This window comes from Bordetella genomosp. 9 (assembly GCF_002261425.1).
Lineage (GTDB): Bacteria > Pseudomonadota > Gammaproteobacteria > Burkholderiales > Burkholderiaceae_B > Bordetella_C.
The window spans coordinates 300723-322589 of the sequence record NZ_NEVJ01000001.1; the positions used below are offsets into that span (position 1 = coordinate 300723).

At 61.4% G+C, this 21867-nt stretch carries 17 protein-coding genes and 1 pseudogene; 14 read left to right on the top strand and 4 right to left on the bottom strand.

The window, feature by feature from the left end:
- Positions 1-497: 497 nt before the first annotated feature.
- The 14 genes and pseudogenes from CAL26_RS01290 (at position 498) to nadS (ending at position 12298) form a co-directional block, all read left to right on the top strand.
- Entirely contained in the window at positions 498-953 is a 456-nt protein-coding gene (locus CAL26_RS01290; RefSeq protein ID WP_082988332.1) for a DUF2934 domain-containing protein, read from the top strand.
- Between the two features lie 64 nt (positions 954-1017).
- Positions 1018-1434 carry a PRC-barrel domain-containing protein gene (locus CAL26_RS01295; protein ID WP_179283204.1) on the top strand — a complete coding sequence of 139 codons (417 nt, stop codon included), beginning with the start codon at positions 1018-1020 and terminating at the stop codon, positions 1432-1434.
- A gap of 221 nt (positions 1435-1655) precedes the next feature.
- Entirely contained in the window at positions 1656-2936 is a 1281-nt protein-coding gene (locus tag CAL26_RS01300) for a cation:proton antiporter (RefSeq protein ID WP_094845147.1), read from the top strand.
- A gap of 1297 nt (positions 2937-4233) precedes the next feature.
- A complete protein-coding gene (locus CAL26_RS28880; protein WP_444876506.1) occupies positions 4234-4443 on the top strand; it encodes a JAB domain-containing protein in 210 nt (69 codons plus the stop codon).
- A 291-nt stretch (positions 4444-4734) separates the two neighbouring features.
- A complete protein-coding gene (locus CAL26_RS01315; RefSeq protein ID WP_143277333.1) occupies positions 4735-5058 on the top strand; it encodes an antirestriction protein in 324 nt (107 codons plus the stop codon).
- Between the two features lie 308 nt (positions 5059-5366).
- Entirely contained in the window at positions 5367-6248 is an 882-nt protein-coding gene (locus CAL26_RS01320; RefSeq protein ID WP_086066283.1) for an N-6 DNA methylase, read from the top strand.
- A gap of 302 nt (positions 6249-6550) precedes the next feature.
- Positions 6551-7198, top strand: coding sequence for a DNA methyltransferase (locus tag CAL26_RS01325; protein ID WP_066671168.1), 648 nt, complete (start codon positions 6551-6553; stop codon positions 7196-7198).
- Complete coding sequence (locus tag CAL26_RS01330) at positions 7195-7449, top strand: hypothetical protein (protein WP_066671166.1); 255 nt, start codon at positions 7195-7197, stop codon at positions 7447-7449. The genes CAL26_RS01325 and CAL26_RS01330 overlap by 4 nt, the downstream gene beginning before the upstream one ends.
- 1004 nt (positions 7450-8453) lie before the next feature.
- Positions 8454-8846 (top strand): annotated as a pseudogene (ssb, locus tag CAL26_RS01335) (single-stranded DNA-binding protein); the annotation flags it as partial.
- Positions 8847-8887: 41 nt separating this feature from the next.
- The gene (locus CAL26_RS01340; protein ID WP_066671160.1) at positions 8888-9304 is read left to right on the top strand and encodes a glutaredoxin domain-containing protein; all 417 of its coding nucleotides are present in this window, start codon (positions 8888-8890) and stop codon (positions 9302-9304) included.
- 98 nt (positions 9305-9402) lie between these two features.
- On the top strand, positions 9403-9552 hold the full coding sequence (locus tag CAL26_RS28220) for a hypothetical protein (RefSeq protein ID WP_179283205.1): 150 nt from the start codon (positions 9403-9405) through the stop codon (positions 9550-9552).
- Positions 9553-9581: 29 nt separating this feature from the next.
- Positions 9582-11552: a ParB/RepB/Spo0J family partition protein gene (locus CAL26_RS01345; protein WP_094845149.1), complete on the top strand. Its 1971-nt coding sequence runs from the start codon at positions 9582-9584 to the stop codon at positions 11550-11552.
- Positions 11553-11687: 135 nt separating this feature from the next.
- On the top strand, positions 11688-11999 hold the full coding sequence (locus CAL26_RS01350) for a type II toxin-antitoxin system RelE/ParE family toxin (protein WP_066671154.1): 312 nt from the start codon (positions 11688-11690) through the stop codon (positions 11997-11999).
- A gap of 2 nt (positions 12000-12001) precedes the next feature.
- Positions 12002-12298, top strand: coding sequence for a NadS family protein (gene nadS, locus CAL26_RS01355; protein ID WP_066671150.1), 297 nt, complete (start codon positions 12002-12004; stop codon positions 12296-12298).
- A gap of 689 nt (positions 12299-12987) precedes the next feature.
- Here the strand turns inward: nadS and CAL26_RS01360 are convergent.
- The 4 genes from CAL26_RS01360 to CAL26_RS01375 all read right to left on the bottom strand — a co-directional run bounded on the left by CAL26_RS01360 (position 12988) and on the right by CAL26_RS01375 (position 21813).
- Positions 12988-15138, bottom strand: a complete 2151-nt coding sequence (locus CAL26_RS01360; protein WP_094845959.1) for an ATP-binding protein — start codon at positions 15136-15138, stop codon at positions 12988-12990.
- A 7-nt stretch (positions 15139-15145) separates the two neighbouring features.
- Positions 15146-16633, bottom strand: coding sequence for an SIR2 family protein (locus CAL26_RS01365; protein WP_094845150.1), 1488 nt, complete (start codon positions 16631-16633; stop codon positions 15146-15148).
- A 470-nt stretch (positions 16634-17103) separates the two neighbouring features.
- Positions 17104-20091 (bottom strand): MobF family relaxase, encoded by a 2988-nt coding sequence (gene mobF / locus CAL26_RS01370; protein ID WP_094845151.1) that lies wholly within the window; start codon positions 20089-20091, stop codon positions 17104-17106.
- A 21-nt stretch (positions 20092-20112) separates the two neighbouring features.
- The gene (locus tag CAL26_RS01375; RefSeq protein WP_094845152.1) at positions 20113-21813 is read right to left on the bottom strand and encodes a type IV secretion system DNA-binding domain-containing protein; all 1701 of its coding nucleotides are present in this window, start codon (positions 21811-21813) and stop codon (positions 20113-20115) included.
- Positions 21814-21867: the final 54 nt, after the last annotated feature.

The following is a 21867-nucleotide window of genomic DNA, read 5'->3' on the forward strand; positions in this document are numbered from 1 at the left end:
GAGCCCTTCTTGCTGCGAAGGGTTTGCCCGTGTTCTGGTCGGGCACGGAGGAGCCGTGATTCTGGTCGAGGAAGGGCGACAGGGGACGACATTCAAACTGACAATGGACTTTTCCCCGTTCAGCGAAGGATTTTTGTGGGAGGTCACTAGCGCACATGCTGGTAGGCTTGACTTGACCATTGCATCAGCTAATCGGGCCTACGCATCACCGGCGAGCTGCTCTTTGGACGGCTTAGAGGCATTCAGACGAGCGGTTGCGGAGTACGACGCCCGGTCAGTTTGACTGTCGCTGTCGAACGCCTCGATGGCCCGAGGTGTTCCGGCAGCGAGCCGCTGGCAAGTCGCTCGCTGAACGAAGCGGGCATACGGATTGCTTGTCACTCTCTAGGTGCGCAACATTCTACAAGCGAGTTGTCAAAATATAAATCGCTTGGCAGTTAGTGGGTGCGTCATCACCCCGCCGGCGCGGAGGGGTGCGAACCGGAGGTACACCGATCATGCCAGAACAGCTTGTGGACGTACTAAACGACGCAGGTAGGGTGTTACACACCTATCGCATCACCCTCGCGACGCATGGGGAGACTGCCGACGACGCGGCTTACGTGACGAAAGCGCTAGAGGCCGCTGCAAGCGGTCATTTGGTTCCAGACGCTGAATTGGAAAGCCTGAGCGCCCGTATACATATCAGCCGCGGCGGTCAATTGGCACCCGAGGGCGACGAGATCGCGCCCGATTCGGAAACGAAGCAACGGTTGGAGCAGTCTGTTCGAGAAAGAGCGTATCTTCTCTGGGAACAGGCGGAACGGCCCGAAGGTCGTGCAGACGAATTCTGGTACCGAGCTCTTGATGAACACTTACGGGAGCGGGCGTATACGCTGTGGGTTCAAGCGGGACGTCCCGAAGGTGGGGCCGACCAGTATTGGCATCAGATCACCAACTTCCAATCACAATGAACTGTGGGGCGCCAAGTTCCATGCCGGTTGCCGAGCGGCGTTGCCATTCCAGGAGAAAGTCATCATGCAGCGGACCGCCATCTCTTCGATCTTCGCCGCGTCGCGGTATACCCTCGCAATCGTCTTGGTTGCCGTGGTGCCTTCCGGCACCATTTTGGCGCAAGGTGCACCGCAATCTATTACGGAGAAGCGCGTTGACGTAGTGCAGTTGGCGACGGGCTATCGCGCGTCCAAGCTCATAGGGTCCGATGTTCTGAGCGGTGAAAAGGACAAGATCGGAACCGTGGACGACATCATCGTCAGTCCCGCCAATCAGGAACCATATGCCATACTGTCGGTCGGCGGCTTTTTGGGCGTGGGCAATCGACTGGTCGCCGTACCGTTTAAAGAGCTTCATGTGGACGACAAACGGCTGCGCATGGACGGAGCGAGCAAGGATACTCTGCGCGCGCTCCCCGAGTTCCGCTACGTCAAGGACTGACGACCGGCGTGGGCGCTGCACGAAGAGAACAAAAACGAGGGTGACTTCCCAGCGGCCCTAATATGGGCTGGCTCGGCAAAACCGTTTTAGTGTGCGGGGCGCCAAGCGTTTTTGCGTGGATGAGCGTGAACCAGATCACGCATTTGAGCCACCTTTGGCGCCGCACGAGAGCGCGACGCGGGTGCGCAGGACCCCCACCAACGCCCCGCTAGTTCTATTCCATGGCAGACCCCTATTGGTTCGTTTTGCTGGGCGCGTTGCTTATCACCATGGTTTTGGTGGGCACGATACTCGCCCGGTTTTTGCTGAGCAGCGCGATGGTCTACCTCTGCCTGGGTTATGCGCTCGGCCCGGGCTGGTTCGGATTAATCGCGCCGGACCTGTTTCGGCATGCCGATGTTCTGGAGCGGGTGGCCGAAGCAGCCCTTCTCATCTCGCTATTCACCGTCGGCTTGCGGATGGGGGTCCCGATCTTTGATAGGCGATGGGTACTCCCGCTTCGCTTGGCATTTGTCTCCATGGCGTTCACGGTAGGGCTGATTGCCCTGGTCGGGGTATGGGGCCTCGGAATGTCGCTAGGGGAAGCCGTACTTCTTGGCGGCATCTTGGCACCCACCGATCCAGTATTGGCCTCTGGTGTGAAGACGGATCGAGGCCCGGAGCCGGATCACCTGCGCTTTAGCCTTGCCGGCGAAGGCGGTTTGAACGATGGCACGGCATTCCCATTCGTTATGCTTGGGTTAGGCTTATTGGGGCAGCACGAACTGGGTGGCGGCGCGTGGCGCTGGGCATTGATAGACCTGCTCTGGGGTACTGTAGGAGGCTTGGCCATAGGAGCTATTTTGGGGGCCATGATAGGCCGCCTGGTCGTCTACCTGCGTACGCGGCACCGCCAAGCCGTCGGGCTGGATGAATTCCTCTCACTTGGTCTGGTGGCCCTGGCCTATGGCGCCGCGCAAATCTGCGTTGCATCGGGGTTTTTGGCTGTGTTCGCCGCAGGACTGGCTCTGCAGCGTGTGGAGGAGCGGCCTAGCGCCGGAAGCGTTCCGCTCGGGATATCGAGGAGTACGGGCGAACACGCCGATAAGGTATTGGCGGCCCATTCACACTACGCCAGTGCCGCCATGACGCGCGCGGTACATGCCTTCAACGCGCAATTGGAAAGACTTGCCGAACTCACCCTCGTGCTTCTCGTTGGTGCCATGCTGGCCTATGTAAGTCCAGAGGCCATGCCATGGTGGTTCACCCCGCTCTTCTTTGTACTCCTAAGGCCGGTCGCTGTCATTGCCGGCACCGCAGGCAGCTCTCACGATGGCTATCAACTTGCAATGATGTCTTGGTTTGGCATACGGGGCATCGGCTCAGTCTTCTACCTGCTTTTTGCGATTCGCCATGGCATCAGTACTGCGTTGGCACAGCAGTTAGCCACCATCACGCTTGTCACGGTCGCCGCGTCCATCATGCTGCATGGGGCGTCAGTGAGGCCGCTGATGAGGCGGTAATTTGCCCGCGTTTAGTCAGTCTGCTGGCAGGCGGCGCATCGACTACTTCGCCAAGCACGGTGTCTCTTTAATGATCCGCCGCGACTTCTGCGGTCGTGCACAGGATGAGGGAGAGCCGCCACGTCACTCAAGTGCAGTGTGTATGCGACGGCGAAGAGTATCTGTTTCAGTTGATCCTTAGGTATTCAACGAAAGCGGGCGTAGTGTGGATAGTGGCGTCCTGCCGAACTGATCCAAGAGGTGCGTATTATGGTCTTCCCCACACGCTTCCCGCCACCATCAACTCCCCGAGGCCCCCCGGGCCAGCAACCTCCTGCCACGCCGAAAGGGCCGCGGAACATCAAGGGGCCGGAAGAAGATGAAACCGATGCCCTCGAGCGACTAGAGGAGCAATTTTCGAAAATGCGCGGGAAGAGGGCTGGTCTGTCCACTTTCCGTCGCGTACGAGTTAGGGCTGATATCGAGGAAGAAATAGCCCGATCTGGCTCCTCTCTCGGTTTGGATGTGCATCGTGATCCGGTGCCCGGGGAAGAGCCCCAGCCGCCCAGTCCTGACAATCGGAGGCCACACGCCTCGCCGGGCTTGTCCCGTGGGCCTTTCCTACGCTAACGATGTCGGGCAAAGTCGTATAGCAGTTGCTCGGCGCCGCCGTCAGTCAGCTTACGTCAACGTATCGGAACAGCGCCGTGCGCTGAGTGACATTTAGGCGTTCTCTGGCTGATAGCGCTGTGGCAGTCGACAACGACGGCGGAAAACCAGATGGATCCGTCGGCGGACTGGCACTCAAATGGGCCGCAGGATCATTGCGAGTGGTCGGCGTGTTGCACCTTGCTGCGCCTCCATCGGGTATCCTCGATATGGGCGGATCTAGTGTGATTATTGAATCCCTTGCCATCTCTGCCTCTCATCTTCAGCCTCCAATCCCATTTAATTGAACGGATTACGGAAAAGTCTTCAATTGACTTAACAGCATACGGGCGATCCAACGCTCGACATCAGGCTAGTTTCGTCGAGGTCGCCCGCGCCATCGACGCGAAGCATAGCGCAGAGGACGTAGCCAGCGAAGCGCTTCTGCTGGCAATCGAGATGCCGCGAAGCCGGTGTTGCGCCAGGTTCGACGACGCAGAGCTCCCGGACCGCCTTCCACGCCATTCTGTGCGATTTCCTGCGTTTTGGCTTCATCCCGGCCGTAGCACGAAGTCGTTGGCGTCCTGTACATCACTTCCGAGAACGAACTCATCGCGTACGACGAGCTCTTCGCGTCACGCTTGCCCAGGCGCCGCTCCATCCACGCGAAATTGTTAAAGCGGCACTGGCGCACAACGCTGCGGCAATCATCATGGCGCACAATCATCCGAGCGGAAACCCGGAGCCCAGCGGCGCTGATGTCACGGCGACCGGCGAGGTGAAGACTGCGCTGCAGCTGGTGGGCGTGACGCTCCTGGATCACCTCATTGTCGCAGGCAACGCAATCACGTCGCTGGCTGAGCGGCATCTCATGCCCTGATTGACTCGATGCCCCCGGCCTGGCGACAGGTCGGGTGCATCCTTGCCCTGCGCGCGCCAGGCGCAAGGGGCTTTCGCGGCATAAATCGCTCGCGTCGCTCGCTTTTTATTCCACGTCCCCTTGCGCCCAGCGCTTGTTCCGCAGGGCGCCAGCGCTCCCGTCCTGCCAACCGGCCAGGATGACTATCAAGGAGCACGACATGATGCAAGCTCAAGCTATCTCCACCACTGTTCGCCTCGTTCTGGACAGCGAACGCCTGACTTCCTGCCCAAGCACTTCGGGCAGCGTCTGATGCTGACCGGCGAGCTCGCCGTCTACGGATGGCTCGATCGTCTGTCCGAGGACTACCACGGCGGCTATTGGCACTACTACGAGATCCCCGGCAGTTTCTATATGGCGCCGACCGGCCATGACACGCTGCGCATTGTGTGGCCGCTGAATTGGTGCAATCGCACGATGTCGGCCGACGCGGCGGGTATCGTGGCCACCCTCTTCGCCCTGAGCGAGCTTTGCCAGCGTCCGCAAGGCGCCGACCTGGTCGACAAATACTGCGCCTTGCGCGAATTCGCCAGCGTTCACGCCGAGGCCTCGGCGATCTTGGCTGCCATCGACTGACGGCGGCGGGCCTGCTTCGGCGGGCCATTGTTCTTCGTGGCGGCGCTGGCGACCTTTGCTGCGATGCTCCTGCTAAGTGGCGCCGCAGGGCCAGGGCCTGCATGCGAACACCACCTTGCCAAGCCACACGTTTTGGGCGGTCTGCATTCCCGGTCAGTTTGCCACGTCGTTCTCGCGTTCAAGTGCGGCGCCGCGCAGGCTCCGCCCGCGCGGCTTGCGGCCCTGGGGCCGTCTTCGACACTTGAGCACTGCGCTGCGCCGTGTCCTCCAGTTCCGGGCATTCCCGCCCTGGCAACCGGAGAACATACATGGCCAAGACTAGCAAGGCACAACAGCGCAGATTCTTCAACTCCGCCGATGAACATCAGAAAGCGATCGTCGAGATTCTGCGGGAGCTGTCCCGAACCCATGGGCTGGACCGGACCTGGTCCGACTGGACCGAGATGAGTGCCTTGGCGCTGGCCAATGCGGTCGATCGTGCGCAGTTCGAAAGGCGCGAAAAGCGTTACCTGGAAATCGTAGGTCATTACCACAAGGAAGACCTGCAGCAACTGGCCAAGGCCTTCGCGCACCTGGTGCAGTGCTGGGAGCAACGGGTCGCCGCAGGCGAGTTTGGCGATGTGCTGGGAAGCACGTTCATGATGCTCGACATGGGTAACAGCGGTACCGGTCAGTTTTTCACGCCCTACGAGGTGTCGCGCCTCATGGGCGCAATCATCATGGGTGACGAACACGACCTGGCCAGTGAAGTCGGCCGGCGCGGATTCCTGCGACTTATGGAGCCGGCTTGCGGCGCCGGCGGCATGATTATCTCCGCCGCCCACGCGCTTCACGACGCCAGGATCAACTACCAGCGAGCCATGCACGTGATCGCGATCGACATCGATCTCCGCTGCGTGCACATGGCGTATCTGCAGCTCGCCCTGCTGCACATTCCGGCGATCGTCGTCCATGGCAACGCTCTCGGCGTCGAGGAATGGGAGCAGTGGTACACGCCGGCGCACATCCTGGGCGGGTGGACTGGGCGCTTGCGCCGGCGGGAGACCGAGGATGCGGCGCTTGCGTTGCTTGTCACCCCAGCCGGGGAGGCCGCGGTGCTGCCGGCCAGCCCTGGCGAGGTGGCCGCATCGCCCGCGATGTCGCGGGCGGCCGGACGGGCGGCGGCGGCCGGCCAGATGACGCTTTTCTAGCGCTCCTTCGGTCCCGACTGGGATCGAGCGCGGCCAAGCCGCGCAGGATCTTCCTGCAGTGCGGGCCGTCAAGCACTGCACGGCGCACACTGTCGCAGGCCTTGCGGCCCCGGACACGCCCGTCGCGGCGCGCGGCCTTGTAGCCGCGTCGGGCGTTTCAAGGGCTTTCGCGGCATATCCTTGTCCGCTGCGCGCACTGCGGTATTCCACGTCCCTTGACCGGCACCTCCCGGCCTGCGCCCGCATGCCCCGTGCAGTGCAATGCAGATCGGCTGCCATTGCTGCACGCAAAGGGGCCTTCTATGAGCCGTGTCGTCCTGGGCGATTGCCTGTCCGTTCTTCCCACCCTGCCTGATCGCTGCGTCGATCTCGTGTTGACCGACCCGCCGTACCTGGTGAACTACCGCGACCGCAGCGGCCGCAGCATTGCCAATGACAAGCATGACGAATGGCTGATGCCGGCCTTCGCGCAGATGTTCCGCGTCCTGCGCGATGATGCCTTCTGCATTTCGTTCTATGGCTGGAATCGCGTGGATCGATTCTTTGCCGCTTGGCGCGCCGCGGGCTTTCGCGTGGTCGGCCATATGGTCTTTGCCAAGCAGTACCAGTCCAAAGCGCGGTTCCTGGCTTATCGGCACGAATCGGCCTACTTGCTGGCCAAGGGTCAGCCGGCTGTACCGGCAGTGCCGTTGCCGGACGTGATGCCGTGGAAATACACCGGCAACCGGCACCATCCGACGCAAAAGCCCGTGGAATGCCTAGCGCCGCTGATCGAGGCTTTCAGCCGGCCGAGGGATATTGTGCTGGATCCGTTCGCTGGCTCCGGGTCGACGTGCGTAGCGGCCCGCCAGGCGGGGCGCCGGTTCTACGGCATCGAGATGGATCCGAAGTACCACCAGGCCGCGGTGCAGCGGCTTCAGCTCGCCAACGTGGAGAGGATCGCAGCATGAGCCGGGACAAGATCGTAAAGGAGGCCGGTTTGCGGGCCTTTCTTACGGGCTACGGTCGCCAAAATCGCGACGGCCTGGCTGCCATCGCCAACTATGGCGCCTGGACGCTTCTGGCGGCACGTGAGAGCGAGCGCCGCCTGGTGCGAGTCCTCGAATCGTTGCCGCTGGAGGAAGTGCAAGCCATTGCTGGATTGGAAATCGACCTTAACGCACTGGCTGGCCAGGTCCTGGACGAGCTAGACGGGAAATGACCTCAAGTGGCCTTTGCACCTGACAGCGCTGCGCATGCCGCTTCGCGTCGCGTGTCAGCGGCCGAGGCCGCTGGCGATCGGCGTCTGCGGGCTTGATGCCGTCGCCGCGTGGCCGGCCTGTCGCACTGGTGCTTGTGCCGAAGGTCCCGTGTGGGGCAGGGCGGCATTGGCCGGGGAAAAGCCTGGGCGTGCCCCGCCGACAACGCCGGCGGGTCGGGCTGTCGCGCTGCGCGTCCAGCCTGGCTGCGCCAGTCTCGCCCCTGCGGGCTTCCATCCCATCACGCCTTCGCGCCTGACGGCGCTGCGCGCTGGCGCTTGCCGTCGGCCTTTGGCCGAGATTGACCCGCGCCGGGGCGCGGGTGGGGGCGCTCGCCGCGCGGCACGACTGCGTCTCTCTGACCCTGTTCTCGCATGCCTGGCCTGTAAGCCGCAGAGCCCTGAAACCGCCGACTGTATCACTGCGTTCCTCCCTGCAAGGGGTTCGCTGCGCCAGGTGCTCACCCGTTCGGTGCTCGGCCTTCGGCCTGCGCGCCGCATGCGGCCTCCGCTCCTGCCCCTTTCCGGTCCTCTCGTCGTGATCCAGACCGGCACGGGCTCGGCGACTCACAGGACTGGCGGCAACTACCGCGAAGACAAAGTCCAGCGATTCCAGCCGTTCACGATCGGGCTAACGATCTTCAGGCCCGGTCAGCACAACAAACCACCTTTCGGGAGATTTCGACGTGAATGCCGCAGATAAAGCCAAGCAGCCGGCTCTCGTGACGGACTTCCAGGAAGGTCAGCGGGTGACCTGGCGCATGCAAACGCGTGGCGACACACCCACTGCGCCCGTGAGCGCGGTCGTACGCAAGCTTGGCGATGCGCGCGTGCAGATCGAAGTCGCTGAAAGCGTGCGTTGCGAACGGATTCGTTCTTTTCTGTGGGTGCCGCCTCACACGCTTTCCCCGGGCGAGCGGGCCAACACCAAACCTGGGTCTATCTCAACTTCTGCAAGGAGCAGGGTCATGGCATCGGTCAACAAGGTCACTCTCGTCGGCAACCTGGGCCGCGATCCGAAGGTCCGCTACGGCGATGACGGAGGCGCGATCTGCAGGATTTCGCTCGCTACTACCAGCCAATGGACGGACAAGGGCACCGGCGAGGTCCGCGAAGAAACCGAATGGCATCGCGTCGTCCTGTTCAACCGGCTGGCCGAAATCGCCGGGCAGTACCTGAAAAAGGGTCTCTCCGTGTACATCGAGGGCCATCTGAAAACGAGTAAGTGGCAGGACAAGGCGACCGGCCAGGACCGCTACGCCACCGATGTAGTAGCTGACCAGATGCAAATGCTCGGCGGCGCTCGCCAGAGCAGTGCAGGGGCGGGCACCGATTCGCACAACGACACTCCGCCCGCCCAGGACGACGACCTGCCCTTCTGACCTGACCTGGAGCCAGAACCATGCATATCGCTCTCTACACCACCGCCGCCTGCGACGAATGTGCCAAGACCAAGGCTGCGCTTGTAGCCCGAGGCATCCGCTTCACGGAGCGCAGCGTCGCCGAACACCAGCGTGCACTTGTCGCCAAGGGTTTTGACGGTCCTCCCGTCATCGCTTTCTCTGTGGAGTCAGAACTGGTCACGTGGCAGGGATACCGCCAGGACTTGATCGACCTGCTGGCCGACCTCATCGAGTACGGCCTGCTTCCGCGACACGGGTTTCGGGACCTTTGTGACGCCCGCGACGCCGTGCTGACCCGCTTTCAGGCCATGCAGCACATTCGCGGCCATCAACTCGATGCGGACGAATTCTTTGCCGACCATGGCAAGCATCCGTTGTATCGCGGCGCGGTCCTGCTGGACTGGCTCGGCTACTAATCCGGCCATCAACGCTGGCCACCAAAGAAATCGCCCCTGATCGGCGGCAACCGACAGGGGCGCACATCCCAACCCACCCTGTTGCAAGGAGAACTGCGATGCACCACGACTTTATCAGATTGGCCAACGACGTGCGCCGCGCACACGCGCTTGGCATTGCCATCCGGCTTCCCGCCATGACGATGCGCGAGCTCTCGACGCTGATCGCGCTGCTCGCCGAGGGCCCCGCTTCCACCCTGTTGCACTGACCCGACAACCCAATCCAGGAGAACACGCCATGAAACTCGATTCCAAGGAACTTGCCGCCGTACACGCCGCTGGCGTCCGCGCCGACATTGCGTATTCGCAACTCCGGCTGAGCGCGCAGTACCAGGCCCGGCGATCTGTCGAAGGGGCGTACGACCCCGAGCTTCTGGAATTGAAGGCGCAGATCGCCGCCATCGGCGGGTTGCTGCACAACCTGGTCGTCGTCGCTACGGCGGACGGCTACTACGAAGTGTGCGCGGGCGGTCGCCGCTTTGCCGCCATCGGCCTGCTGATCGAAGAAAGCGCTTTCCCGGATGGCTACGGGGTGCCCTGCCTCGTCATACCCGCCGAACACGCCCACCATGCCAGCCTCATCGAGAACGTTGCCCGCAAGGCCATGCACCCGGCCGACGTGTACGAGTCCTATGCCCGGCTGCGCGCCGAGGGCTGGACGGTGGACGCGATTGCCGCCGCGCATGGCGCGAGCGAGAAGGCCGTCAAGAAGCTGCTCGCCTTGGGCGGCGTGTCGCCCGCGCTCATGAACCTCTTCCGCCAGGGCAAGATCGACCTGGACGAAATGCAGGCGCTGGCATCGGTGTCCGATCACGCCCGCCAGGAAGCCGCCTGGAAAGCGGCCAAGCAAGGCTACTGCCATCGCCCGAGCCGCATCCGAGAATTGTTGGCGGAGACGGAAATCCGGGGCGACAGCGCGGTCGCCCGCTACGTGACCGTCGCCGCTTACGAAAAGGCGGGCGGCGTGGTGCGCCGCGACCTGTTCTGGGACGATGCGTACCTGGACGACCCGGAAAAGGTGCGTGAGATGGCATTGGCGAAGATGCAGCGCTCCAAGCTTGCCAAGGCCGTGGCCGGTGAGGGATGGGGTTGGATCGACTACGAGATTTCGTTCGAGCACAGCGAGCGTAAGCACTTCGGTGAAATCCAACGCGTCCACCAGGAACCGGACAAGGCCCAGGCCAAACAGCTGGCCGCGCTCATGAAAAAGCGCGACGACACCCAGGCCAAGATGCGAGAGTTTCTGCAAGCGGACGACCAGGACGAGGCCCAACTGGCAAAGCTGCGCGTCAATCTTGAAAGCTGGGAAGGTCAGATCGAGGGGATTCGCACCAAGCTGTACGACTATCCGGCCGACCTGAAGCCGCTGGCTGGCGTCATGCTGCACCTGGATTACCACGGCGATCTGACGGCCACCCGGGGCTTGATCCGCCAGGAGGACCGGGAGGCGGTCGCCGCCCAGGTCCGTAGTGCTGCCCAGGATGCAGGCCGCGACGCCGCAACCGTGGACCTGCCGCCCGTCAAGACGCGGCCGGTGCATTCCGAGGCGCTGACGAACAGGCTGCACGCCCAACGCGTCATTGCCTTGCAAGCGGAAATCATCCAGCGGCCGAATCTCGCCTTGTGCCTACTCATCGAGCAGTTGCTGGCCGAGGTCAACGATCCCATGGGTCGTGCCTACCAGACGCTCAGTTTTTCCCTCTCTGCCAGCAGTGCCCACGGAGACTTGGAACGCGTCGATGCCAGCATGGAAAGCGCACCAGCCTGGGAAGCGGTCCAGAAGGAAATGGAGCTGCATACGCGGGATGTGCCAGGGGACCGGCAGGCGGTGTTGCCCTGGCTGTTGGAGCGCGCTCAGGCGGACAACCTCGGCTTGTTGGGCGCTTTACTGGCTGCGACGATCTACCGCGTCCGGGACTACAGCCACTCGTCCGACACCCGCCACTTGGATCGCCTTGCCGGCGTGGTCGGCCTGGACATGGCCAAGTGGTGGTCGCCCACGGCACAGACGTATCTGAGCCATGTATCCAAGGACCGCATCGCCGCCGTAGTGGCCGAGGCGGTGGGCGAGGGTGAGGCCAAGCCGTTGTTGGCGATGAAGAAGGGGGAAGCCGCTGCCGCCGCCGAACAGCTGCTGGCGGGCAAGGGCTGGTTGCCCAAGGCGCTGCAAGCCCCGGCAGCCGACCAAAACGCCAAGGAGGACGAGTAGCCTAGGCCGGGAACAGATCCGCGTGGTGATCAGGAGGGGCGGCAGCGGTGAGCGCGGTCCCTGGCTGCTCATGCGGGACTGATCGGTAGGGCTCAATTGCTTGAGACCTACGTCAATGACGTATATAATTGACCTATGGAATTTATCGAGACCCCGGTTTTCACGAAGCTGATTACCGCGTTGTTGTCGGATGAGGAATATACCGGGCTGCAAAAGCTGCTGATTGAGAACCCCGAGCGAGGCGATCTCATCCGAGGCGGCGGCGGCATACGGAAGGTGCGCTACGGTCGGCAAGGTACTGGCAAGAGCGGCGGAATTCGGGTCATCTATTACTGGCTCAGCGAAGACCACCAAATTTACATGCTGGTGGCGTACCCGAAATCCAAGAAGGACAACCTGACACCTGACGAGATAGCCGTGCTGTGCGAACTGGTCAAGGAGCTGTGACTATGAAGAAGGACGACACTCTGTTTAACGAACTGCAGACCAGCCTGAAGCAAGCGGCGGCTATTCGCAAAGGGAAGATGCAGCCCTCGCGTGTGTTCAAGGTCGAGACGGTGGACGTCAAGGCGACGCGCGAGAAGACGCACCTGTCTCAAACGGAATTCGCAGAGGCGATTCAAGTCAGCGTCCGCACGCTGCAAAACTGGGAGCAGGGTCATCGCAATCCGACGGGGCCGGCGGTTGCTTTGCTGAAAATCGTGGCGAGCGCTCCGGATGTCGCCGTGCGTGCGTTGCGGGCGTGAACCCTGCACGCGTGGGCTGGCTCAAGCTCGCCCACCGGGCTGATTGAAGCGCTGCTTCCCGCGACGGGAGTCTCAAAAGCATAGGGCCGCCTTTCGGGCGGCCCTATGCTTTTGGCAGGCGGTGGTGTGGGGTGTGGCGTCCAACCCCACCGGCTGCGCCGGCGGGGCCGTCCTGATGACGCTGTGAACGTCCCCCGGACGTTCACCAGGCCCTTAAGGCCGCCGCCGCCGTGGCCGCCGTCGTCCCCCTTAAGGGCCTCACACATGACGCACCCCTTGGGTGCCGCTAACTTATTGATTTTATTTGATTTTCTATCCTAATCGGTCTTCTCTTTTGTATGACATAGTGTCGGCGCACCATGTCGAGATCCGCTCATACCTTGGCGGGCCGGAGAGACGGTGTGTAAACATCCAGGTCTATTGATGTATGTCCCTTCTGCCGCTCCTACAATTGGGTCAAGAGCGGAGCATGTGTGGGTTCAGATTGGGACAATCCTGAGACATATATGGGTCCGGGTAACGCCAAATCAGGACGCTCCGGGGACGGGGACATGGCGGCGTCAGGGACTTTTCGCAAGACAAGGAGGAAGAAAGGCGGTGGCTACCAGGAGCATGACCGAGGCCACCGGTGCAGGTGAATTTTCCGCAATGTGGGGACTTTTTTGCGGCGGGCACATTGCTACCCTCGTTCACGCCAGGTCATTCCCGTCGTCAAGACCGACCGTATCGCCGCTTCGTAAGTTCACTTGCGCCTCTCCCGCCCAGTCCCGCGAGATAGCCGCCCAGTCCACTGTCCGCTCCGAGGCTCCAGTCCATACATCCCAGTAATCTGGATCGTCAGATTGAGGGCGCTGGTCATCTGACAGCTCATCCATTTCCACCAGCACCGGGATGGGCGTCGCCCAGCCTAGAAGAATTGCCTGACGGGAAGGTAAGCTTGGCAATTCGCGAAGCAGACCGCCGAGATTGTCTGGTACCAAGCGTCCCACGAGGTCTTGGTCGCTATCGTTGACGATGCGATGGAGGAGAAAGGTATTACATTGGGCAAGGACGGTTGGAGATAATTCTGATGGTCGTTGTGACGACAGTACTAAGCCAAGTCCAAATTTGCGCCCTTCGCGCGCGATGCGCTCGAAGACTTCGCGGCAGAGTTGGGCGGGCGAAGTAATGGACGCGTCGTCGTCTCTGCCCCGCCGCACAAAGGTGTGTGCTTCTTCCAAGACAAGCACAGTGGGGAGCGCCCTACCTTCCGTCTGCTGTCGGCGATACCGCTGCAGAGATTCAAAAACAAGTCGCGATAGGACGGCAACAACGACGTGGACGACGTCTGAAGGGACCAAAGACAGGTCGACTACAGCGAGTGGACCGTTTGCGGCACCGTCGCTCCCGATGTAGTTTTCGAGCCACGCTGAGAACGTCGTTGGGGGGTCTCTCGCAATGACAGACCCTAACCGTTGATCCGCTAACATCGCCTTGATGCGAAGCCCGAGCGTTGAAACAAACGCCGCGACGTTACCACCTTGTTCGATCGCTATGCGCTCCAGATGATCGGCTAAAAGCGTCACATCAAAAGGACGTGGGGCATCCTCACTCACCGGGGCGACGCTGGCAAGGTCGGGAAGTGGATCGGCCGCTTGAATTAGGGCATCGCGAACCGTTTCGAGATCGGTTACGGAGAAATCGTTGAAGTATTGTCCTGATCTACGACTGTTCACGACACGACTAGTCACCGTAGTAATGCCGGTCAGAGACGCGCTGACTGCTGGATCGCTCACTGACGTCGCGAATGCTGCAACGTCATTTGTAATCGTTTCGAGCATTCTCGCGCACTGGAACCTCATACCTGCTGAACCAGCGAACGCCTGGGTGCCCTGGTTCAGTAACGAGCCAACACGAACGGCGTACGAGACCAAGTAGCGACGAATGATTGCTTCGCGCGGAACTCCCTCGGTCTGACCACTTTTAAGCTCTCGAATCCCTTGAAAGAGCATGGGGCGCTGGACGCCGGGTTGTGCATGTGCTACGGCGGCCCATTCATGACCATTCCAAGTCCATGCAGGTACATCGAGCGGGCGGGCACTGCCTTCAACCGGCGGGACGCGAAAGAGCCGCAACTCATCGCCATAGTCTCGGAAGGCCCTCGCGTACTCTCCGTTCGGATCTAGGACTATGAAACGACTGTTCGGCCCATCGGTTTGCAATCCGCGACTTGCGCGCTCCCTACGGGCAGCGTCCAGAGACCATCGAATCAGTCCTGCAACTGAACATGACTTGCCGCTTCCGGTGTTCCCGAGTACTGCAAGGTGCCGGCCGAATATTTTGTCTGGATTCACCATGATCGCAGCGTTTGCTGCCATGGGTGAACTGCCGATTCTGACGCGCTTGTTAGTGTCCTTCGACCCTACAATGGCCGCCACCTGATCCGACGTTGGGATCAGGACCTGATCCCCCACCGAGGGAAACGCGATTACCCCCCGGGACAGCTCGAACCGCACCGTACCTGCGCGTCTATCGCGGAATGTCGTCAATGTTCCTACAGGCGCCACGGCCATCTTCCGTGTAGGAAACGGGAGATCGATCAGGCCGACTTCCTTGCTTCCAATACCCTTCGGATAGTTCGCCTGTTCAATTCCAACCCAGCTTATATAGCAAACCGTAGCGCCAGCCTCGTTAGGTACGAGCACGTATCCGTTGATACGTGGGAAGGATGCGGGCGCGCCGGAATTCAAAGCGGTGGCCTGTGGCGCGTTCATTTCGAGCATCACACGAATATCGTTCGGTGAGACAGACTCAACCGTGCCGACTACCAACTCTGCAAGTTGTTCGATAGGACTTGTCATCACAACCTCAGAATGGTTCGTCATCCGACATTTGAGCTGGGCACGGACTGGGTATCGTGGCGGACGCACTTGGCGCAGGAGATGATGGTGCGCCCTGTGCTGTCGCTGCGAATGGTGACGCGCTTGGACCGCGTGGCGGCGAGCTTGTGGAGGGGAGCATGGTTGGCGCCGGCTGCGCTACGGGTTCTGCACCGATCGATGCAGCTTGTCCGATGTCCTCTCCACTCGCTGTGCCAGACGGGCGGTGCTTTAGTAACTCCGCCATACGGCTCGTGATGAAGTCGATCGCCGGCTTCGGTAAGTAATGAGTGACGAGATTCTCTAGGTGCGCAAAGTGTTCCCCCACCAGGAGAGAAATTTGCGCGGGTCGGGCTGCGTTGTTGTAGAAAGACCGTGCGCGCGCAGAGGATTCGGCTTTGGTGCCAAAGGCGATGATCACGATGTGAGTAGACGGTATACTCAACATGTCAAGCAAAACGCGATTCACATGGTCGTCGCCGAAGCCGTAGCCATAGATGACGAGTACTGAGTTTGGTCGACAAAGAGCGGCGGCGAAATCACGGAATAGCTCCGCGTACGGATAGGCAGTCGTCTCAACGTCCTTCGCCGGATTCGGGTAGATCATCACCGTTTCGATTGGCTTCTTTGGCACATCAGAATGGCTAATCCCAGCCCCAAAAGGGATGCCGACGCGGTGCATTTGCTTCGTCCGCGCGTTAATATGCCAGTCTAAGGATCCGTGCAGCTTCGTGAGTCGTATCACGCCTTCCATGAAGCGCGGCTCGCCTCGAATTCCGGGAGGGTTGTAGTGCATATCGACGTCAACACGTGTCGACCGGAAAACGGGATTCAGCGCGCCTACAAATCTGTCGATTATGCGAAGCCCTGCAAGATCGCAACCATATTCGATCAGTCGCTCGTAATTCGTCGTGAAGACATGTAGGCGCTCTCTCGAGGCAGCCCGACTTGCGAAACTCAATAAAAATGACTGCAATGCAGAAACGCCTGACTTCCAGTCCTCGTCGCGCGCTTCTGCGATAGCCCGCTCGGTACTAAGTAAAGAACCCAGAAAATTGAGCAATACGGCATCCATCTGGTCTTGAAGAGCCCGCCGATCGGCGTCATCACCAATCACCTTCAGACCTTCCAATACCATCAGAGCGCCGCGGAGTTGATCTTCGATATTCGCGCTGCCCCGTCCCATTGCCGTGGCAGACTTCTTAGCGTACGCATCGATCTTGTCGTCGTACTTTGAGCCAAACGCAACGGGGCCCATGCCTGTTGCTGCGGCCTTTGTTTGGTGGCCAACTGCGGCTGTAAATCCGCTGCCTAGTAGAAGGTTTAAATGTTCCGACTGGAACACAGCAGAGAGCCAAGGCTCAATGGCTCTTCGAGCCGCGGTGATGAATCCATCCAAGGCGTCTTCGTCGCGCGGTATTTCCTCGAACCACTGCTCGCTAGCCCCCACTTTATATCCATGCAAGCTCCACGGCATACCGTTCTCCTAGGTTCTTTTTAGCGTGCTTACCGGCTGCGTGGTTCACGACTGGACGACGCTGCTGCGTTCGCCGTCGAAGGCTCAACGCATCAAGTCCGCCGCGTCACCTCGCCATCCATGCACGGGATGCACCGACTGCGGATTGTAGCAACGGCTTACAAAAGTGCCCTCAGATCGAGAAGTCCCTGAACCGGAAGGGTTTCGGGACTGCCGGCGGAAGATGCGGATTGTCGACAACTCAGAAACTTGCGCCGCGCGATGGGTCTGACGATCGCGGAGATGCGGACAGCTGTGTCTAGGAGGCCGGATTACGGTGGGCTCAAGTTGGGCGGCACTGCAGTCAGCTGGCGCGCAAGGCGGCCGCGGTCTCCCGGCCATAGCAGCTTTGGGTCCGATAGCGGTCGGAAGCCAACGGCGAACTCGGCTGAGAGCGCGTACTATGCGATTTCGAGATTCGCCTGCGCCTCCTACAACTGCCTTTCAGAAGTCGTGGGTCGTTCGTTAGCGTGACCATCGGCACGACGAGGCGCGCCCATGTATGCCAAACCGATATCGAGTGCAGCGGTTTTGTCCTCGCTTCGCGCGACTGCCGCAGGTAGTTTCGTGCGATTGTCTGTATACACTTCGGTTTGATAACGAGCGCGCGACACGGCGACGTAATACACGTCCTGTTTGGTAGTCCTACTGAAACTTTCCGCATTGATCAGAACGCGGTCCGCGGTCAAGCCCTGGGCGCTGTGGCTGGTCGTGGCGTACGCTCGATCGAGGTGCAGGAGGGTACGGGCATCCAGCAGCACTGTCCGCTTTCCGCTCCCTATGGTCACCGAAGTCGGCGTGACCGCCAGGACCTCGAATCGCGCACCGTTGACTAGGTCTCTCGCCGCGTCGTTGCGAGTCACGCGCACCCAGTCGCCGGCTGATAGCTCGGCCTGGACCGGCTGATATACAGATAGCTTGGCCGCGCGCGAGGGATTGAAGGTTGTCCGCACACGCGTCTCGACATGTTCCACTGTCAGGCGGTTCCGCCTCACGTCCTGGTCGACGATGCGGTACATCTGGCCCTGCATCAAAACCCCATTCACGTAGTTCCGCTCGGGTTGGAGGATGTCGCCAATCTGGTAATACTTGGCCTGCCGTCGCTCGGCCTGGGTGGTGTCGCGGCGCGTGAGCATCTCGAAGTCGAAGCCACTGCCGGCGAGGCCAAGCGCTTCGTGTGCAGCGTCGTTCAAGGCATTTCGCGAGTCATTCGTGCCGGTGACGATAAGAGTTTCCCGACGATCATCCGGTGACAATGTCGCGTACCGCTGCGCGATCTTGTGATAGCGCTCGGCGTTGTCCGAGACCTGGTGCACGGACTGGAGTTTTGCGTCGAGGAGCCCGAGCGATGCAGATGCCTTGCCGACGGCCGCCAGTTCGACGGCTTTTTTCAGGTGAGGATTCTTTTGCCGGATGATGTCGCCCATTAGGGCGGTGGGCATTCCTGCGGCCTGCAGTTGATGAAAAGGCCTGCCAGCCTCGATCGCTTTCGTCTGCCCGGTGTCGCCCAGCAGCACGACCCGTGCGCCTGCCCCTTCGGCCCGCTGCAGCAGCCGTTCCATGAGGCGGGTCGGGACGACGCCGGCTTCGTCCACTACCAGCACCGTTTTGTCATCGATCTTGAAGCGATCCTGGTTTCGAGCCTCCAGTACCGATGCAATCGTGTTCGCTTCCACGCCCAGCTCGCGTAGGGCGCGGATCTGCATCCCGTACGAGGCCACCGCCCGGACCGTGTAACCCGATTCCTCGGCGATTTTCTTCACCTGGTCGAGCATGTGCGATTTGCCCGTGCCGGCCAGGCCCTGGACGCCGACAACACGATTGGATGTGCTGAGGATCAGCTCGCCGGCCGCAACTTGACCTGGCTTCAGAGAGCGCCCGGCAAGCGATGCCTGCGCGGCTTCCGCGGAAAGTATGGGCATGGCCTTGCCCCGTCCCTCGCGTTCGATCTGCAGAATGCGCTTTTCGCGCTCGCGCGCGGCCTGGGTGGTGTAGTGCGGGTCCGCTGGCATCAACTCCCGGTGTGCGATTGCGCGCCGTATCGCGCTGACCGCTTCCTTGTGGGTTTTCCCTGAGACCATCAACGAGCGGATCCAGTCATTTCGGCTCAGGGCCTGGCCATCCTGCTGCGTCGACGGTCGATAGAGTTGGGTACCAAGAATAATCTGGCCTTGCTTTACGAAGGCATGGATCGCTTGCCGGACATCGCCGAGGGTTACGCCGGTACCACGGGAATGGTTCAGGGCGGTCTCCAGAAGATTCTTCTCCCGCATGACAGATTCCCGCTCTGTCAGGTGCTTGATCGCCCAGCGCAGCGCTTCGGAAGCGACGCGCTCTCGGGCCCGGTCGGGGGGCGATCCGTGCCTGGACGCCGTGCCGGCGCGGCGTTGCTTCGGGCCACGACCCGGAATGCTGGTTTGGCCCTCCGCAGTAGCATGTGCGCTCTCATGAGTCGACGGGCCGTCGCGGCCATGTTCGCTACCGAATTCCTGACCCGAAAGATGCTCGTGTTCTTTCTTGCGGGGAGCCAGGTCCAGACCCATGTCCCTGGCCTGCCGTTCCCAATCCGCCTGGAGCGATTCGCGCGACACTTCTGGCGTCTTGGCTTGGCGGGTGCGCAGCGTCACTGTCTGCTTTACGCCATGGCTGGCAGTACGCCGCGTTTCACCAATTTGGGCCAGCTCGGCTTCTATCGTCATCGACCGTTTGGAGAACGCCTCGATCTCCGAGCGAGAGATGTGCGCCAGTTCGAAATGCCCTCCCTCGTGACGCAAGGCGTACCCGGCCTTCTCGAGCTGCGTGGCGAGCTCGGCTTGATACACGGCGTCGAGAAGTTTCAGCGACCGGAAGATCTCCTCGTTACCCATGGCCGTCCAGCTTCCGTCGGCGCGTTGGGTAATGTTCATTACCAAGGCGTGGGTATGCAACTGCGGGTCGGCCAGCGCGTCGCGGGACGGCCGCGAGGTCTCATGCCGCCATTTGGCGATCGCGGCATTGCCCGTGCGTTCGACCGACGTGCTGCCGTTCCCCTTGCGCCGAGCAAGCACCATTTCGGCTTCCAGAAACTCTAGCGCTCGCGTCACCGCCTGATCATGTGCAGCCAGGACTGACGGGTCCCTGCCGACGAGCGCCTGGATGCTGACACTCTTCGGTGTGGAGAACGTCAGATCGAGGGCTGCGCGGGCATTTGAGTCCAGGCGCACCGAATAGGGAAGCTGGATGCCGGGCCCGAAATCACCGCGCATGGCGTCAGCGAACTGCGCCGGGTCGATCTCGCCCGTGAGGCCCAGCGCGGCGGCAGCCTTGCCTTGCCATTGCGCCGCGCCGCCTTCTCGGCTGAAATAGTCGTCCTTCTGCTCGGAGTAATAGTGCATGGCCTTGCCGGCACTGTGTCTGTGTAGGATCTTTCGGGAAATCATGCGTGCCTCAGATGGTCAGCGTTACCGGTAGCCTGCTTGCTTGAGGGCGGAGACCAATCCACCGCTGTGTGAAGTAGCAGGCCGGTGCCCCTCGGACGCGCCCTGGGTCGGGTCCTCGGGGAAGTCGTCGATACTCCAGGGGCGAGGACCGTCGCCCGGCGTATTCGCCGCGCCATGGGCGCCGGCGCGCCTCGCTTCGACAAAGGCCGGGAGGCGGTTGACGAAGTTCTGCGGGGTGAGCAGGAATTTCGAAATCGGCCGATCGCCGGCGAAGGCGACATAGCCCGTCAGGTCGGGCAGGGCTTGGATCTGGGCCGCAGTGACGACCCGCTCGGTGGAGCGCACGAGGCGTTCAGACGTGCTGCGCGAGCTTCCGGGATTCCGGCTATCGGTGTATTCGGGGCGTGCGACTTCATGCTCGCCAAGTGCCTTGGACATTTCTTCCGCGGTTTCGGGGTCGGTCTTGGATCCGCCCAGGACGACCAGGGACCGGAAACTTGCGCGCAGCGTCTGCGACATCTGCTTGCCGTAGATGTCGTCGAGCTGAGAGACCGACTGCAAGCCGGCCAGCGCGCGCCCGCCGTTCTTTCGCCCTTTGGTCAGGAAGTCTTCCAGGGACGCGAGCTTTTCCAGCGATGCAAGTTCGTCGATGGTCAGCCACCAACGCCGGGTCTGGTCTTCAGTCATCGACAGCAGATGAGAGCAGAACACATCGACCCAGGCGGAGAGCAGGGGTTTCATGGCGTGTTTCATGTCCTCGCGCCAGGTGATGAAGAGGCTGCCCGTGCCCGAGTCCATCCAGTCGCGCACGCTGAACTTGCCGGGCGGCATGCTCATGTGTTCGGAAAGCTTGTTGGAGAGGACGAATCGTGCGCTGGTGAGAGCCTTGCTGGCCTCGGAGGACCCGGCGAAGAGCGATTCGGCCAGCGTGCCGCTCAGAAAGGCGCGCAGGTCCTTGTCGGAGGCGATGGTGCACCACCGAAAGAGCTCCTGTATATCGGGCGTTCCCAGCTCGTACAGTTTGCGTGCCGCCTCTCTCAGGAGCAGGCGTCCGAAGCTGTTCCATTCTTCGGCGTTGGCGTCTCCGCCCAAGGGCACGACGGAGAGCGCCAGGCGCTTCCAGTCGTAGTCGGCTCGGACCTCGTTGAAGAATGACCATCCCTCGGAGCGCGCATCGTAGGGGTTCAGGATCACGTCGTCGGGGCGGCCGAACTTGCTGTAGAGGTCGCCATTGGGGTCGACGATGATCATCCTGTCGCCGCGCTTGAGCGCCGAGAAGACGAGGGCGCGCAGCAGGACGGACTTGCCGCTGCCCGTCGCGCCGTTCAGCAGAAGGTGCAGGTTTTCGACGCTTGTGGGCATCGGAACGCCTGCGATATCGACCTGCTGCTTGCGGGCTTCGGTGCAGAGCCTGCGCAGCTTCTTAAGCGGCACAACCTCGGTGCCGCGAATGTGCTTTTTGTAGCCCGCGCCGTCGTAGCCGTCGCTTTTGGCGTATCGGCGCAGCGAGAAAGCCAGGGCGATGGCCAGGAGCAGGCCGATGATCGGCGCGGCGATGAGGCCGGAGTGGTGGGGCGTGGCAAGGAGCCAGGCGGATACGACACGCCAGTCGATCTGATTGAAGGTCAGTCCAGAGAGAAAGCGCGCGGTACCGAACCAAGCCACGAGAGGGAAAAAGATCAGGGCGAACTTGATGATTCGCCGGCGTATGTCTGGTGCCATGGAGATCCTGTGTGCGGACGGGAGGGCGAAGGGGAAGGGGGGCCGACGTCGGAA

Bases quoted from the DNA above. Each gene is read 5' to 3' on its own strand.
- CAL26_RS01290 (WP_082988332.1), top strand. From the start codon at position 498: ATGCCAGAACAGCTTGTGGACGTACTAAACGACGCAGGTAGGGTGTTA.
- CAL26_RS01295 (WP_179283204.1), top strand. From the start codon at position 1,018: ATGCAGCGGACCGCCATCTCTTCGATCTTCGCCGCGTCGCGGTATACC.
- CAL26_RS01300 (WP_094845147.1), top strand. From the start codon at position 1,656: ATGGCAGACCCCTATTGGTTCGTTTTGCTGGGCGCGTTGCTTATCACC.
- CAL26_RS01315 (WP_143277333.1), top strand. From the start codon at position 4,735: ATGCTGACCGGCGAGCTCGCCGTCTACGGATGGCTCGATCGTCTGTCC.
- CAL26_RS01320 (WP_086066283.1), top strand. From the start codon at position 5,367: ATGGCCAAGACTAGCAAGGCACAACAGCGCAGATTCTTCAACTCCGCC.
- CAL26_RS01325 (WP_066671168.1), top strand. From the start codon at position 6,551: ATGAGCCGTGTCGTCCTGGGCGATTGCCTGTCCGTTCTTCCCACCCTG.
- CAL26_RS01330 (WP_066671166.1), top strand. From the start codon at position 7,195: ATGAGCCGGGACAAGATCGTAAAGGAGGCCGGTTTGCGGGCCTTTCTT.
- CAL26_RS01340 (WP_066671160.1), top strand. From the start codon at position 8,888: ATGCATATCGCTCTCTACACCACCGCCGCCTGCGACGAATGTGCCAAG.
- CAL26_RS28220 (WP_179283205.1), top strand. From the start codon at position 9,403: ATGCACCACGACTTTATCAGATTGGCCAACGACGTGCGCCGCGCACAC.
- CAL26_RS01345 (WP_094845149.1), top strand. From the start codon at position 9,582: ATGAAACTCGATTCCAAGGAACTTGCCGCCGTACACGCCGCTGGCGTC.
- CAL26_RS01350 (WP_066671154.1), top strand. From the start codon at position 11,688: ATGGAATTTATCGAGACCCCGGTTTTCACGAAGCTGATTACCGCGTTG.
- nadS (WP_066671150.1), top strand. From the start codon at position 12,002: ATGAAGAAGGACGACACTCTGTTTAACGAACTGCAGACCAGCCTGAAG.
- CAL26_RS01360 (WP_094845959.1), bottom strand. From the start codon at position 15,138: ATGACAAGTCCTATCGAACAACTTGCAGAGTTGGTAGTCGGCACGGTT.
- CAL26_RS01365 (WP_094845150.1), bottom strand. From the start codon at position 16,633: ATGCCGTGGAGCTTGCATGGATATAAAGTGGGGGCTAGCGAGCAGTGG.
- mobF (WP_094845151.1), bottom strand. From the start codon at position 20,091: ATGATTTCCCGAAAGATCCTACACAGACACAGTGCCGGCAAGGCCATG.
- CAL26_RS01375 (WP_094845152.1), bottom strand. From the start codon at position 21,813: ATGGCACCAGACATACGCCGGCGAATCATCAAGTTCGCCCTGATCTTT.